Genomic DNA, 15,923 nt, shown 5'->3' with positions numbered 1-15,923 from the left:
TGAAAATAAATGTAGTGAAAAAATATTAAATTTTTAATTCTATAGTACAGATTAATGGCTGTCAATAATATTGTGGCAGTTTTTTTGAAAAATGGTATAATAGAAAGAAGCCGTATTTGAATTCCGCTGTACTTGAAGCAGATAGGAGAGCAAAACGGCTTTTATTTTTTTATGTCAACAGCTTTGTGAACTTCAAGGGTGGGCAGCCACCGCAACAGCATACACGAAATGTGTTGCTATTTTAAGGAGGATTAACCAATGGACTTTATCGGTAAAAAGGTTACACATAAAACGTTCGGTGAGGGTACTGTAACAAAGCACGAAGAGGATAGTTTAGAAGTTTCATTCGGCACGGAAACAAAGTTTTTCATTTTTCCAGATGCTTTTGAGAAATTTTTAACGTTATCAGATCCAACAGAGGCACAGCAGTTTCATGATTTAACTGTCGCAAAAGAGCAAATTATGCAGGCAGAGCAATTAAAGGCACAGGAAGAGGCGACATTACGTCGCACAAAACAAGAACGTCAAGTAACAAAAGAGAAGTTATTGAGCACATATAAAGTTCATCCGAAGTCACAAGTTGTATTTCGTTGTGATGCAACGGAGCAAAAAGAAATTTTTACAACATGGACGATGTTTGCAGGGACAATTAAAAGTGGCGTGCATAAAGGTGAGCCGAGTAAGTTAATTCGTCTTTATCCAAATAGTGCCGTTTTATTGACAGCACTAGCACACGGACGCCCTGAGGAAGAGCGACGCATTATTGGTGCATATATGGTGCCAGCCAATTATATTGGAAAATTTGCGACGAATGGTGCGATTCCAGCAAACGAATCATATAAATTACAATTATCTACGGAAGCATCAAAGCAACTATTGTTTTGGAATTATTATACGAGCGATAAAGGCAATGGCAAAGCAACGTGGAATTCAGGCAAGCATCGTTACTTTGATAATGAGTGGATGGCACAAATTTTAGCAGATGCCGAGCACTTCGAAGAAACATCTGAACAGAAAGAGCAGGCGGCGAAGTTTTTAGCCTACTTCTGTAAATTAAATGAACTACACCCACCAAAAAGTACGAAAAACCAGCCACAATTAACGCTTTAAAATAGCGCAAAACCCTATAAAGACGGCGTTTCACAAGGCCGTCTTTCATTTTAAAAAAATTTCTGAACAGAAAATGTAGACAAGCTAAAAAAAATGATGTATAATTACGGTAATACAGATTATGACGAATTCACCTATTACAAAGCGTATTTGTTGTTCTTAAAATACTTTTTGTAATATGTGAATTTTTTTCTTTCTCAAGAAGAAATGTGATCTTATTAATTTTAATCAAATGGAGGTCATTCAACATGACACAAGGTACAGTTAAATGGTTTAACGCAGAAAAAGGTTTCGGTTTCATCGAGGTTGAAGGTGGAGCAGACGTATTCGCTCACTTCTCAGCAATCCAAGGTGACGGTTTCAAAACTTTAGAAGAAGGCCAAAAAGTTGAGTTTTCTATCGAAGACGGTCAACGTGGTCCTCAAGCTACAAACATCGTAAAACTTTAATTTTATGATCCAAAAAGGCATCCTTTTATAGGGTGCCTTTTTTTGTGTTGTTTACACGCATATCGCAAATCTACTCCTTTGCGATATGCGTGTAAACACGTTAAAATGGAAAGGTTGATTATCGAGAATATGAACAATCATGAGAGGATTGAAAGAAATATGAAAGAAAATTTCTGGCAAGATTTACCGAAGCCATTTTTTGTATTAGCCCCAATGGAGGATGTAACAGACGTAGTATTCCGTCATGTTGTCGCTGAAGCGGGACGACCAGATGTATTTTTCACGGAATTTACGAACTCAGAAAGCTATTGCCATCCAGAAGGAATTCAAAGCGTACGTGGTCGCCTATTATTCACGGAAGATGAACAGCCAATGGTCGCGCACATTTGGGGAGACAACCCTGAAAACTTCCGTAAAATGAGTATCGGTGTAGCGGAGATGGGCTTTAAAGGCATCGATATTAATATGGGGTGCCCTGTACCGAATGTTGCGCAACGTGGTAAAGGTAGTGGTTTAATTTTACGTCCAGACGTTGCAGCGGAATTAATCGAAGCAGCAAAGGCAGGCGGTTTACCAGTAAGTGTGAAAACACGTTTAGGTTTTAAAGAAGTGGATGAATGGAAAGAATGGTTAACGCATATTTTAAAACAAGATATTGCGAACTTATCAATCCACCTACGTACACGTAAAGAAATGAGTGCCGTTGATGCACACTGGGAGCTAATCCCTGAAATTAAAGCGTTACGTGATGAAATTGCACCGCATACATTATTAACGATTAATGGTGATATTTTAGACCGTCAAATGGGCTTAGAGCTTGTAGAGAAATATGGTGTTGATGGTGTGATGATTGGTCGCGGTATTTTCAAAAACCCGTTTGCATTTGAAAAGGAGCCACGTGAGCATAGCACGAAAGAATATTTAGACTTACTACGCTTACAACTTGATTTACATGAGCAATATATTGAAGAACTGCCACGCTCAGTGACAGGTTTACACCGCTTCTTTAAAATTTATGTAAAAGGCTTCCGCGGTGCAGCGGAGCTACGTAATGCATTAATGCAAACGCGCAGCGTTGAAGAAGTACGCGCATTACTTGATACATTTGATACAGAAGAAGCGGAAGGATAAAATCTTCGTAATAAGACTTGCAAAATGGATGTTCAAGTATGCTTAGCTATACAAAAAATTAGCTCTCGACAAAATATGTCGAGGGCTTTTCCTTGTTCATTGAAACCCTTTTAAATAAAAAATTTGTAAAAATTTCAAATTAAATTAATGTTTATTTGATTTTGTTGAGACCGTTTGATGACAAAATATCCGTTTTAAACAATAATATCTTTAGTCCAAAGCACTATTGTGGATAATTTTTTATATATTTATTATACTAGTTAAGGTTTATTTCTCTGTGAGGAATATACCTTTATTTTGATTGGATTAGATGTATGGAAGATCATGAGAAATATAGATTTTCTAGTCATAGTATTGAAGGAGGAATGGCAACATGCTTGTAGTAGAAAAAGAAAGGTACAACATGGCGATTTACGAAGCCAAGCAAGAACTGCACGTACAAATTTTAGGGTTTATACGTGATGACGTTGTTGATGAATATATTGCCGATTTAACAGCAACAACGAAAAGAGTATCGAAAAATATGTACACATTAGTAGTAGATGCAACGTATCAAGCACCTGTGCCACGTAAAGTATCAGCGAATTTAGGTGCTACGATGATGACGTACGGTACACTAGGGTTTAAAGAAATTTTGATTATTATGCCAGTTTCTAAAATTGCGTATGTGCAGATTCGTAACGGTTTAGAGCCATATAATTTCCCAGGAAAACTGTATGATACGTTGGCAGAGTTCGAAGCACGCCAACGATAATGAAGCGGAGCGGTTAATATGACAACAACTTATACATATGAAATTTTAACATTAGAAGACCCAACACTAATTCATCAAACAGCGGTATGTTTAGGCAAAGCATTTGTAGGAATTGAAGTAGAAAATAAAGTGATTAAAGAGCCTATGATTAGTTATTCAGGCTTAACATTTGAAGATTTTTCTAATTTTTCACAGCAATATTTAGAAGAAAATGTACAACAAGGGTATTGCGCAGTCGCATTAAATGAGCAACGTGAAGTGGTCGGTGTATTAGCAGCAGATATTAACCAAGTAGAAGTACATGGGGATTACGCATTTGAAGGGTCATTTCAGCGTATGAATTATGTAATGGAAGCACTCGAAGAAATTGATTCATTATTTATTGAAGATTATAAGAAGCGTTACGGGCACGTGCCACAGGCGGGTGAAGTGTTACATATTTTCTTATTGGGAACGATTGCGGAGCATGGTCGACATGAAATCGTTCAGGCATTAGGCGATTTATTAATTGAAAAAGCGACAGCGAATGGTATGAAAATGGTGATCGCAGAAGCGACGAATCCAAAGTCATTACGTGTTTTTGAGAAGTATCATCAAATGACAAAATATGTAGATGTAAATGGGAACTATCTTGTACATAACTATGCGACGAGTGAACATTTTTCAATGATTCCTGAAGACGTTGCGGATGGTGTGTACATTATTGCACGACAATTACAGTCAGAGTAAACGAGGGAGAGTTTTATGGATATCATCATGTTTATTGGCATCATCGTATTATTATTTACGACGATTTATTTTGCTTATCAATATTTTACATTAAAGCGACAAAATACTGTGGAAACAGATATGATTACAGGGATGAAACTGTTAGCATCTGGAGAGCTAGCGCCAAAAATCAGCGGCACATCTAAACAGCATGAAGCCTATAATGAACTCGTGGAATTTATTACACATGTTCATAAAGACTTTGAAACAGTGGCACGAACGTTAGAGCAAAATGGTCAAAATATTTCAAGTAATGGTGAAATGGCAACAGAAAAAGCTGAAATTGTACGTGCGGCAATTGACGAGGTTGGTAAAGGCTTAAATAAACAGCTTATTGCAACGGAAGAAAGCACATTATCGGTAGAAGATATGACCGTTGCAATTGAGGAAATGTCAATTCGCGCAAGCCAAATTTCAGAGCAGTCCAATATGACGTTAGATTTAACGGAGCAAGGGAACGCAAAGCTATTATTATCGATGGATAAAATGGAGCAATTTAATACAACGATTCATTCAACATTTGACGCGATTACTATATTAGGTGATAAATCTGTTGAAATTGGGGATATCGTTAAAGTGATTACAGGTATTTCAGAGCAAATTAACTTATTAGCGTTAAATGCAGCGATTGAGGCAGCACGTGCAGGCGAACACGGAAAAGGCTTCGCCGTTGTAGCGGATGAAGTACGAAAGTTAGCAGAGCAGTCGCGTCAATCAGCAGCGGAAGTATCACAAATTGTTGGTAACATCCAAGGTGAGACAAGCAAAGTGGTTGTCTCGATGAAAAAAGGAACAGAAGAATTTGCGCAGACGAATGAGTTAATTCAAGAAATTGTCGCGATGTTTGGGAAGATTGTTGAATCTACACAAATTATTGCCGAGAGTAATGGAAGCTCTTCAGCAGGTGCAGAAGAATTAGCATCAAGCTCACAACAGTTAAGTGCTGCGATGAAAGAGATTTCGTTTATTTCACGTGAGTCTGTTGAGATGTTTGACGAGCTAGTCGGCATTAGTGATGATGAATTAGCAATGATGGAAACATTATTAACAGCAGCGAAAAGTTTAGATAATGTTCAAGGCGCGACAATACGTGTCGCTTCTACATTTGAAAAGGATGCTGCTTAAGTAAAAAGCGAGGGTATTTGGAGCAACATTGCTCCGTACCTCTCGTTTTTTTTATGTAAAATGCGCTGAATATTCAGTTATTTTAAGGGACCATTATAAGGTTTACTAATATTTAGAGAGAAAGTGAGATACGATTCATTATTTGTGACAAAGTGCGAAAATTTCAGAATTTTTATCTTTAGCCCATAGTAGCAAGGGTTTTTGTCGCTTTTGTAAGGTGAAGTGTTCACAATTTCACAAATAGAACCACAATGTTTTTCGACATGTATTTACATTAGTTTCACTTATGTTAGAATAATCACATGAGGTTAATGATTCAAGTAATCGCATTGTTCGACATTTTAAAAAACTACTCCCCTAAGTAGCTAGATAAATACTAAAAATCGAACCTCTCATAAATGATAACTGCTCATGAAAGTGTATCATTTAAACACCCATTAAACTGTTTTCTTAGCCGTGGGAAAACACTTTAATAAAACAGCAATTCCTGTAATTGCTGATGTAGATTTATACATTATAAATCTCCTCCCTCAAGATGAAAGCCCCTTCGATTTATCGAAGGGGCTTTCTTATATTTAGTCGCAAAATGGTAAAAAGGCTTGGATAATTGTCGCTTGTGGATGTTTCGTTGAGTATACATAGCCATATTGTTTATAAGGTGGACCATATTCAAGCGTGATAGGTACACGATGAATGCATGCTTGGTCGATGAGGACATCATCTTCTAATAAGTAATTCGGTAAAATACTAATGCCAATACCTTCAGCGACCATACTTTTAATAACAGCTGTATTTGACGTCATTAATAACACATTTAATGGGCCGTATTGTTTCTCATAAAACGTAATAAACTTTTCCCAATAAGGTGTTTTATGAAAAATCATCGGCAATGTTAAAATATCATGAATCGTCAGTGGCTGAGGCTTCGACAGTAACGGTGAGTTTTTAGAAACAATCAGCTCTGCAATAGGAACTTGTCCAAATTGGCGAAACTGTATACCTGAGGGTAATGCCGTTAAAATATCATCATGCACACCCGCGATGCCAATATGAAACGTGAAATCATCTAATGTTTTGAGAATTTGCTGATGGGTTGTTTCTAAAACGGTAATATTGACGTGCGGATGTTGCTGTTTGAAGCGGCCAATCACTTTTGGTAATTTATGAATAAGTGTCGTGTCGGCTGCGAGGCGTAAATCTCCAGTCAAAAACTTCGATGTAATGCGTGCATCTTCTTTAATGTCATCAATGGAGCGCAAAACATCTAAAGCTTTTCGGATAGTTGATTTCCCTTCATCTGTTGGAAACGTCCCGTAGCGCGAACGTTTGAATAAGCGAATGCCCAATTCTTGCTCAAGCGAAGAAATAGATTGGCTAATCGCGGACTGCGAAATGCCGAGATTTTCAGCCGCTTTTGTAATGGACTTCGTTTGGCTAATCTCCTTAATATATTCAATTTGTTCAAGATTCATAAATCCCATCCTTTAATAATCATGAAAAATCATGAAATTCTCTACCATTGTATCGTAAAATGCTCCCTATTGTCTCTGTTTTCTAACAAGTGACAATGATTCGATTTTCGATTACAATTAATGTTTATGAACAGACGCACATGTTTTAGGAAGTACGAAACAAAAGGAGAACAACTATGACAAATAATGATTTATTAATTCGTTTACGCTATGCGTTAGATTTGAAAAACCGTGAAATGGTCGAAATTTTCGCGTTAGGTGGCTACAATATGTCGCCGGAAGTATTACCAAAATATTTAGCGAAACCAACACTAGATGAAGATGGAGAGTTCGTACAAACGGATGATTATATCGCATGTAATGACGCGTTATTTGAGAAGTTTATGAACGGCTTTGTTACTTATAAACGCGGTAAGCAAGAACAAAAGCCTGGTCAAACACCACCGCCAGCACCGACGAAAAAAGATCATTCAAACAATTTAATGTTAAAACGTGTCAAAATTGCTTTAAGTTTAACGACAGAAGATATGATTGCAATTTTTTATGATGCAGGACTAAACGTTTCAAAAGGTGAGCTAGGGGCAATTTTACGTAAGGCAGACCATCGCAATTATAAAGAATGTGGCGATAACTTCGCGCGTAATTTCTTAAAAGGTTTAACCTTAAAGTATCGTCAATAAAGAAATCAAAGAACTTTCTCGGATTTATTTTTCGAGAGGGTTCTTTTTTGTTACAATAACTGTAAATTAGAAACGGAAAGTAGGTGTAACGGTGTTATGAGCGAGTATATCGAGACATTACAACAATTTATAAAGCAAGATCAGTATCAGGAATTTTCATCCTTATATCCAGTAGCAGTGGCTGAATTACAGCAGCAACGAGCATATGAACAGCTTGTAACAGTCTTTATCGAAAAAGCGAAAATGGAACTGCAGGCAGGTAATATACAAGAGCTTATTCAGCATATTGTGCAATCCATTGCATTTATTGAACAATACGGCAGTCGTAAAGATGTCATTCAATATAAAAATGCACGCGCGTTAGGGTTAGATTTACTTGGATACCGTGAAGGGTTTTATGAAACGATGTTGGAAGTGCAGGAGTATGCGCTCGAATATGGTGATAAGTATGCATTGTTTGATGCGTATACAAATATCGCTTTATATTACACCGTTGAACAGCGCTACAAAGATGCAGAAGCTTTTTTAAAAAGGGCGCATTGTGTAGCGCATCAATATAAAGAGCAGGACGAATGGAAGTTTCAGCATGATGACTGCTTATGTATTAGCAATTTATTATGTACGTATATCTATTTAGAGGATTATGACGAGGCGGCTAAATATGTGAAGCTACGGCATAAATTTACCGATGCGCCAGAACGTTTACAAATGTTATACGACCTCAATTACATTCATTATCACATTCATATGAATAACGATGCAGAGGCGATGCGTGTTGTAGCAACGCTAGAGCCGAAAATTCGTGCAAGTATGCAGCGACATCTGTTTATTGCGCTATATGAATTGAAAATTAAGTTAGCGAAAAAACGTGGCGATGTATACGAGCAAAAAAAGCTGTATCAACAGTTGATTGAACTTGTAAAAGGGGACGAGCGACGCGTATTATTACAGTTACTTATACAAGGAGAGCATGCATGGAAAACGCAGCAATTAAGCGAAATTGTGTCGCGGGATGCGTTGACAGGCTTATACAATCGTCGAGGGTTTTCACAACAAATTCAGCAATGGCAGCCTGAAAGTCGCTATATTGGCTGTGCGTTTTTAGATGTCGATAACTTTAAGCATATTAACGACCGCTTCGGACATTTAGCGGGGGATGCCGTGTTGCAACAATTTTCCGACGTGCTTGCCCAATTTATCGAGCCGCATGGCATTGTCGCACGGTATGGCGGCGATGAATTTGTTGCATTACTCTCGTTTAATGATGTAGCAAACGCGGCGCATATTTTAGAGAATATACACGTAGCTATACAACAAACACCTTTTGTATATGAGGACCATATGTGGTCATTAACGGTAACCATTGGCTGTGCCTATTGTGTGTATACGAACGAATTGTCCATTGAACGTTTAGTGACAATTGCCGATAAGTATATGTATGAAGGGAAATCGCAAGGGCGCAATCGTTTGGCGATTCAAGAAGTGGAGGTAGAGTAAATGGAGCAAGCGGCAAAAGAACTGTTTGAAACAGTCGAAGAATATTTCCAAACACGCGAATTTAAGCAGTTTTTTCACTTTGTAGACGCGGCAATTTATTTAGCACAACAAATAGCGGATGTAGCAAAGGAAATTCATTTGCTTTTAAATAAAGCTGTTGCGTATTATCAACTCGGTGATAGCGAAGTGGCCGTGAAAACCATTCGAAAACTCCAACCATTTGAAAGGCATATGACGGCATCACAGCGGATCCGTTATTTAAATACGGTGGCAGCTATTTATCATACATTAGATGATACGGCCCATTATTACGAGTATTTAATGCAGGCATATGCGCTTGCAACGGACATGAATGAAGAGATCGCTTTACTCTTTTTAGAAGGGAATTTAGGTCACTATTATTATGAGATGAAGGAGTATGCGAAAAGCTTTATGCATATGGAGCGTTGTCTTATGTATTGTGAACGCTTAAATTTTGAAGCGCATGAACCGTATATCATCGGACGTGTGCAATATATTAATACGAGTTTAGAACTGGGGAAAATGGCTATAGCAGAAGCACAATTTGAGCGGCTAGAGCAATTCCCACATATATTGACGAATCACCACTATGTTTTGGCGAAGGGGCATTACTATTGTATATGTGGAGATAAGCAACGAGCATATGAATTATTAGCACAAGTGATTCGACATGATGGACAGCATGAAACGATTTTATCTACGCTATACGAACGTTTTTTACATGTTGCAGAAGAAGTTGAAACACTCGAACAGTACGTCGAAACGCTCGAAACGTATTATCATTATTTAGGACGCCTAAAAGAAGCGCAAGCGAAAAAACAAATCGACCAAATGAAAATCTATTTAAATACAGAGCTTTTAGAAGAAATGCTTTGGCATGACCCGTTAACAAAAGTGAAAAATCGAAGGTATTTAGACGAAAAAATGCCAATATGGCTTGATGAACAACATTCATTCGTAGGGCTTTTATTATTTGATGCCGATCATTTTAAACAGATTAATGATTGTTTTGGTCATCGTGTTGGCGATGAAGTGATTTGTTTAATGGCAGAACGTGCTAGGCAATTTTTCTCATCGGAGTCTGCTGTTGTTATTCGTTACGGTGGCGATGAGTTTGTCGTATTTTACAGCGTGAAGCAGTTAGAGGGAATTGAAGTGATGCTCGCACAATTTCATGCGCATATGCAACAATGTGCATTTACAGTAAAAGGCGAGGTTCATCACGTAAGCATTAGCATCGGCGCAACAGTAGTCCGAGCAAATGTCCCGATTGAGGTATTGTTGGAAGAAGCGGACCGCGCGCTCTATCAATCGAAACAGCAAGGGCGCAATCGTTATACACAATTCCAACAACATGCATGAATCATACGTAGTATTGTACGTTTTGATGAAAAGTTTGTTACAATACTCTTTATGAACAAATTAGGAATGGTGAATACATTTGAAAACATTTAAAAAAGTATATATTGAAATTACGAGTGTGTGTAATTTAGCCTGTAGCTTTTGCCCGCCGACATTACGTACAAAAGGAATGATTAAGCTAGAGCAGTTTGAAAAAACGTTAGACCAGCTTGTCGGTCATACGAAATATATTTATTTGCATGTAAAAGGAGAGCCACTTCTGCATAACCGAATTGACCAGTTATTAGACGCGGCACATGCACGTGGGTTTAAAGTAAATATTACAACGAACGGCACACTGATTAAAAAAAATCGTCATAAATTACTTGGTAAGCCAGCGCTGCGCCAAGTAAACTTTTCACTGCATAGCTTTGATGGGCATGAGGGCTCAGAAAATCGTGAAAAATATTTGGAAGATATTTTAGAATTTGTGCGTGATTCACGCGAGTACAACACGATTATTAGTTATCGCTTATGGAATTTACAGCGTGATGAGCAAACCGATGTGGACCGCCGTAAAAATCGTGAAACGTTAGAAATTTTGGAGAACGAATACAATTTAGATTTCCGCATTGAAGAGCGTGTAGAGCCAGGCAAAGGCGTGAAGATTGGCAAGAATGTTTATTTAAACCAAGATCATGAATTCCGCTGGCCGAGTCTCCTTGCACCAGAAGATAAAGGCAAAGGCTTCTGTCATGCATTGCGTAGTCACGCGGCTATTTTAGTAGATGGCACAGTTGTTCCTTGTTGTTTAGATGGAGAAGGCGTGATTAATTTAGGAAATATTCACGACCAAAAATTTGGGGATATTGTAGACGGTGAACGCGCAAATAACTTAGTAGAAGGTTTCTCTCGTCGTGAAGCAGTTGAAGAGCTTTGCCGTAAATGTGGCTATCGTCAAAAGTTTGGTATGGAGATGGACTGGTAGTGAACTGCCCGCTTTGTGACGCCGACAACCAATGCTTAGCGAATACACCAAATGTCGCCAATTGCTGGTGCATGACGAAGACATTTCATGAGTGGGTACTAGCGCAAATCCCTGAAGATGCGAAAAATAAAGCATGTATTTGTGAAGGATGTTTGACGAAGTATAGCGAACTGTTAAAGGAGTTACCGAATGACTAGGTAACTCTTTTTTAGTACCGTTATAGAAAGGATGGGTGAACGATGCAACCGACACAACAACGTATTCAACAAACAAAGGAACAATTACGCGCAACATTTCTTGAACATGTTTTTCATGAGTTTGATGAGGCTATTTTAAATTTATCGCCGGAGGGCCGGGACGAAAAATATACGAAAATGCTAGAGAGTCCGTTTCGTTTTTTCCGAGGCAGTGCGTATTTATTTTACGCCGACCATGCGACGATACCTTCGTTATACCACACGCCTGACGAATATCCAGCTTGGATTCAAGGTGATTTACATATGGACAATTTCGGCGCGTTTCAAAATGAAGCGGGGGAGCTTGTCTACGATATCAATGATTTTGATGAAGGGTATATCGGTTCGTATTTATACGATATCATCCGTATGAGTGTGAGCATCGCCTTATATACAGAAACGGAAGGATATCGGGTCGAACAACAATCACATTTTATCGATACATTTATTCATGCATATGTGAAGCAACTTCAACGATTTGTCGCGAATAAAGAAGACCCAATGGCACTGCGCTTTACAAAAGATAATACAACTGGCCCGATTAAAAAGGTGCTAAAGAAGCTAGAGAAGCGGAAAGAACATCATTTATTAGCAGATATTACATTTGTCGATGAGCACGGTCACCGTAATTTTGTATGGTCTGACGAGGTGGAACAAGTATCACCGGAGGAACGTAGTGCGATTCAACAAGCAATTAGTGAATACCGTGTACAGTTAAGTGATGAAAGTCGCGCAGCCATTCAAATTCATCACATTCAAAGTTTGGCACGTAAGCACGGCACGGGCACAGCATCAATTGGTTTAGATCGTTATTACGCGCTTGTAGAAGGTGAGCGAGATGCGAGTGGACGTGAAGACTTAGTACTAGAAATTAAAGAAGTGCGTGCGGCGATTCCGGCATACTTTTTACCGTACCGTGACGCCTTTTGGGCACGCTATGCACATCAAGGACACCGCGTTATTCGCACACAGAAAATTATGCATCATTTAGAGGATCCTTACTTAGGTTATGTCACGATGAATGAACGAGAATTTTATATTCGTGAGCGTTCCCCATATAAAAAGAAGGTTAAACCAAAAAATTATAAGGACGCGACTGACTATGAAAAAACATTAACGATTATGGGGAAGATTACAGCGAAGTGTCATAGTCGTGCAGCGGTCGCTTTACAGCAAGTTGTTGAATACCGCAGTGAAGAGGAAATTTTGCGAGCGATTCGTGATGTCGCCTCGTTTAGTCATTACATAACAGTCCACGCTTTGAGTTACAAAGAGCGTGTAAAGAAGGATTACGAGTTGTTTCAACAATTTGTTGCGCGACGATAAAAGAGCTTGGCTAAGCAGACGCTTAGTCAAACTCTTTTTTTAATAGCCTACTTTTTTAAATGTCACCGTTTTGGCGACGGTATCGTATAGTGCCCATTCAAGATGGTCGACAACTGAACCGACGTTAATAAACGATTGTGTGACATGTTCTGTGTATAACACAGCATTCGGTTTCGCAAGGATGCGTAAGTTATCCACATAATAGGCAGCTTGGTGCGAATGACCGAAAAAGATAATTCTTTGTGGATAATTTGGAAATGTTGGTGTCCAGTCGACACTCCATTCGAATTGATGACCGTGAATAAATAGAAGGTCATCTATTGTAATGGTTTCGGGATAGTGCTCAAACTTTTCGAGCCCCGTTACTTTCGCAATACGCTCTTCTTGGTTGCCGCGAATGGTTAAGAAGCGCAATAGCTTTTGGAATTTTTCTGATGTAATCGCTGCATGTTCTAGCGACATATTTCGTAAGTGCTGTGCCTTCTTTTTACTAACAGTACATTCAAATAAGTCGCCTAAGCAAATAATCGGTGCTTGTGGTGCAACGTCTTCGATATGTTTTAATACAGCTTTTAATGCTTTTGTATTCGAGTGAAGATCGCTAATAATGGCTAGTTGCATAGTGAGTACCTTCTTTATAGAGAAATAATGTAATGACATCATACCATCTCATTAGGAAATGCGTAAATAGAAAATAAAATGCTTGAAAATGCGTGTTTTTTGTTCTTTAAGAAGGAATATTTTTGTTTTCGCCGAATAGTATAAACAATAAATATTAAAGGGGTGTTACACAATGTGGACAGAGGAGCATAAAATGTTTCGCAATGCATTACGGAAAATGTTAGAGCAAGAGGCGTATCCACATTTTGATGTGTGGGAAGAGCAGCGTTTAGTACCGCGCTCATTTTGGCGCAAGCTTGGAGAAAATGGATTTTTATGTCCGATGGTAGAGGAAGCATACGGTGGTTTAGCACTCGACTTTACATATTCCCGTATTCTTGCAGAGGAATTAGAGCGTGTCGGCGCAGGTGTAGCAGCAGGCATTGCGCTTCATTCAGATATTGTCACACCGTATATTTCAGCGTACGGAAACGAGGCACAAAAGGAAAAGTACTTACCGAAAAGTGTAAGTGGTGAGTGGATTTCAGCGATTGCGATGACAGAGCCAGGCGCAGGGTCGGATTTGGCTGGCATTCGTACAACCGCACGTCGGGAAGGCGATATGTATATTTTAAATGGTGAAAAAACATTTATTACAAATGGTATAGAGGCAGATTACGTTATTGTGGTATGTAAAACGGATACGCAAGTGACACCTGCATATAAAGGGATTAGCTTGTTACTTGTCGATACGGGAACGCCTGGCTTTAAGCGTGGGAAAAAACTGGAGAAGGTCGGAATGCATTGCTCAGATACAGGCGAGCTTATTTTTGAAGATGCACAAGTACCCGCTGAAAATTTATTAGGCGAAGAAGGCAAAGGTTTTTATTACTTAATGGAAAAGCTACAGCAAGAACGTTTAGTCGTAGCTGTTGAAACGCAGATTGAAGCAGAGCGCTGCTTAGAATTAACGATTGACTATGTCAAAACGCGCCAAGCATTCGGCAAAATGATTAGCGATTTCCAAAACACACAATTTAAGCTAGCAGAAATGGCAACGGAAATAGATTTAGGGCGCACGTATGTTGATTCATTAACAGCGCGACATGTAGCAGGTGAAGATATTGTGAAGGAAGTGTCGATGGCAAAATGGTGGATTAGTGAACTAGCTAAACGCGTATCTAGTCAATGTATGCAACTTCATGGTGGATACGGTTATATGGAAGAGTATGAAATTGCGCGTCGCTTTAGAGATATCCCGGTTGCGGCGATTTATGCAGGCTCTAATGAAGTGATGAAGACCATTATCGCCAAACAATTATTAATATCGTAAAAAAACGGCATCTATTCACGACATTGGTCTGAGTAGATGTTGTTTTTTGTAAAGGGATATGGACAGATTAAAGCCATCAGCATGTATGGTCGCGCAATAAACTAGCGTATAATAAGAGCAAATGATTGTATAGGGGAGACGCAGTATGAAAAAAGTTCTGTTTGTCGTGCTGCTTTCTTTAATAGTAAGTGGTTGCGCAGAGCGACAACTAGAAGTGTTGAGCGTAGAATTTAGTAGTGGTGCAGTAGTCGAAGATGTTGACATCGCGTTACTAGACGGCGAAACAGAAGAAGTAATCGAAACGAAGCGCGCTGATGAAGAAGGACGCGTGACGTTTACTGATTTAAAGCATAATCATCCGTATATGATTAGTAATGCCTCGTTACATGAAGCGGTATTGTCACATCCACAGCGTTTTACGTATACAAAAGAGATGACGTATATTGTGTTTGAAACACACTATGCTTACAATACACAAGGTTTAGCCGTACCAGCAATGATTGCACCAGACAGTATGAAGTCAGGCAGTGCGATTGTGTCACTAACATCAGTATTGCGTTATTATGATGTGCCGGCGACGATGAAAGAAATTTATGAAGCGATGCCGCGTACGGACTTTACGGTGGTAGATGGGCATGTGCAAGGACCACATCCAAACGAACAATTTGCCGGAGATGCGTATACAGAAAACGGTTACGTATTGGCGCAACCAGTAGCGGCTACAGCTGTTCAACTGTTGAAGAAATATGAAGCGGCTTTTTCTGTTTACAATGCATCAAATCTGCCGAATGAGGAAATTATGACGATTATTCGTAGTGGTGTGCCGATTATTGCATGGGTAACAAAAGATGTCGCCGATGTACAGCAAGGGAAACCATGGCAAATACGAAATACAGAAGAAACATATACGCCGATAACAAACTTAGAAACGGTTGTAATTATCGGAGAAAACGCAGGGAAAATACAAGTGCTACAGTCGCGTGAAGGTATTAAAAAATACGACACGAATCGTTTTTTAGAAATGTTTCAAGCAAGTGGTGCACAAGCAGTTGTCATTCGAAAATAAAGTCAAAACATGCTATACTACAAGTT

The 15,923-nt window shown here is 38.9% G+C and carries 16 protein-coding genes; 14 read left to right on the top strand and 2 right to left on the bottom strand.

The annotated features are described in order from the left end of the window. Nucleotides 1–258 precede the first annotated feature (258 nt). The 6 genes from A6M13_RS06785 (at nucleotide 259) to A6M13_RS06760 (ending at nucleotide 5,337) form a co-directional block, all read left to right on the top strand. Nucleotides 259–1,110, top strand: coding sequence for a hypothetical protein (locus A6M13_RS06785; protein WP_066544199.1), 852 nt, complete (start codon nucleotides 259–261; stop codon nucleotides 1,108–1,110). 248 nt (nucleotides 1,111–1,358) lie between these two features. Further along, a complete protein-coding gene (locus tag A6M13_RS06780) occupies nucleotides 1,359–1,559 on the top strand; it encodes a cold-shock protein (RefSeq protein WP_066544196.1) in 201 nt (66 codons plus the stop codon). A gap of 159 nt (nucleotides 1,560–1,718) precedes the next feature. Beyond that, nucleotides 1,719–2,690 (top strand): tRNA dihydrouridine synthase, encoded by a 972-nt coding sequence (locus tag A6M13_RS06775; protein ID WP_066544193.1) that lies wholly within the window; start codon nucleotides 1,719–1,721, stop codon nucleotides 2,688–2,690. A 373-nt stretch (nucleotides 2,691–3,063) separates the two neighbouring features. Continuing rightward, on the top strand, nucleotides 3,064–3,444 hold the full coding sequence (locus A6M13_RS06770; RefSeq protein ID WP_066544192.1) for a hypothetical protein: 381 nt from the start codon (nucleotides 3,064–3,066) through the stop codon (nucleotides 3,442–3,444). A gap of 18 nt (nucleotides 3,445–3,462) precedes the next feature. Continuing rightward, nucleotides 3,463–4,173, top strand: a complete 711-nt coding sequence (locus tag A6M13_RS06765) for a hypothetical protein (protein WP_066544190.1) — start codon at nucleotides 3,463–3,465, stop codon at nucleotides 4,171–4,173. A 15-nt stretch (nucleotides 4,174–4,188) separates the two neighbouring features. After that, nucleotides 4,189–5,337 carry a methyl-accepting chemotaxis protein gene (locus A6M13_RS06760; RefSeq protein WP_066544187.1) on the top strand — a complete coding sequence of 383 codons (1,149 nt, stop codon included), beginning with the start codon at nucleotides 4,189–4,191 and terminating at the stop codon, nucleotides 5,335–5,337. Between the two features lie 575 nt (nucleotides 5,338–5,912). On the opposite strand, the gene A6M13_RS06755 is transcribed toward A6M13_RS06760, so the two are convergent. Then, nucleotides 5,913–6,809, bottom strand: coding sequence for a LysR family transcriptional regulator (locus tag A6M13_RS06755; protein WP_066544186.1), 897 nt, complete (start codon nucleotides 6,807–6,809; stop codon nucleotides 5,913–5,915). A 176-nt stretch (nucleotides 6,810–6,985) separates the two neighbouring features. Here A6M13_RS06755 and A6M13_RS06750 point away from each other — a divergent pair, with 176 nt between their 5' ends. From A6M13_RS06750 to A6M13_RS06725, 6 genes are all read left to right on the top strand, one after another. After that, entirely contained in the window at nucleotides 6,986–7,489 is a 504-nt protein-coding gene (locus A6M13_RS06750; RefSeq protein WP_066544184.1) for a YehS family protein, read from the top strand. Nucleotides 7,490–7,585: 96 nt separating this feature from the next. Beyond that, on the top strand, nucleotides 7,586–8,986 hold the full coding sequence (locus A6M13_RS06745) for a GGDEF domain-containing protein (protein WP_066544182.1): 1,401 nt from the start codon (nucleotides 7,586–7,588) through the stop codon (nucleotides 8,984–8,986). After that, nucleotides 8,987–10,369 carry a GGDEF domain-containing protein gene (locus A6M13_RS06740; protein ID WP_066544180.1) on the top strand — a complete coding sequence of 461 codons (1,383 nt, stop codon included), beginning with the start codon at nucleotides 8,987–8,989 and terminating at the stop codon, nucleotides 10,367–10,369. A 79-nt stretch (nucleotides 10,370–10,448) separates the two neighbouring features. Continuing rightward, nucleotides 10,449–11,336 (top strand): radical SAM/SPASM domain-containing protein, encoded by an 888-nt coding sequence (locus A6M13_RS06735; protein ID WP_066544178.1) that lies wholly within the window; start codon nucleotides 10,449–10,451, stop codon nucleotides 11,334–11,336. Further along, entirely contained in the window at nucleotides 11,336–11,533 is a 198-nt protein-coding gene (locus tag A6M13_RS06730; RefSeq protein WP_169817419.1) for a cysteine-rich CWC family protein, read from the top strand. Before A6M13_RS06735 ends, A6M13_RS06730 begins: the two co-directional genes overlap by 1 nt. 42 nt (nucleotides 11,534–11,575) lie before the next feature. After that, entirely contained in the window at nucleotides 11,576–12,898 is a 1,323-nt protein-coding gene (locus A6M13_RS06725; RefSeq protein WP_066544174.1) for a DUF2252 domain-containing protein, read from the top strand. A 39-nt stretch (nucleotides 12,899–12,937) separates the two neighbouring features. Here the strand turns inward: A6M13_RS06725 and A6M13_RS06720 are convergent, their stop codons facing one another. Next, entirely contained in the window at nucleotides 12,938–13,519 is a 582-nt protein-coding gene (locus tag A6M13_RS06720) for a metallophosphoesterase family protein (RefSeq protein ID WP_066544171.1), read from the bottom strand. A 172-nt stretch (nucleotides 13,520–13,691) separates the two neighbouring features. Between A6M13_RS06720 and A6M13_RS06715 the strand changes: the two genes are divergently transcribed. Together A6M13_RS06715 and A6M13_RS06710 are read left to right on the top strand one after the other, a co-directional pair. Then, a complete protein-coding gene (locus A6M13_RS06715; RefSeq protein ID WP_066544162.1) occupies nucleotides 13,692–14,831 on the top strand; it encodes an acyl-CoA dehydrogenase family protein in 1,140 nt (379 codons plus the stop codon). A gap of 145 nt (nucleotides 14,832–14,976) precedes the next feature. Beyond that, entirely contained in the window at nucleotides 14,977–15,897 is a 921-nt protein-coding gene (locus A6M13_RS06710) for a C39 family peptidase (protein ID WP_066544160.1), read from the top strand. Nucleotides 15,898–15,923 lie beyond the last annotated feature (26 nt).

The sequence above is a fragment of the Caryophanon tenue genome (assembly GCF_001700315.1).
GTDB classification, from domain to species: domain Bacteria; phylum Bacillota; class Bacilli; order Bacillales_A; family Planococcaceae; genus Caryophanon; species Caryophanon tenue.
The sequence above is the reverse complement of the archived record's forward strand: the minus strand, read 5'-3'. Positions and strand labels throughout refer to the sequence as shown.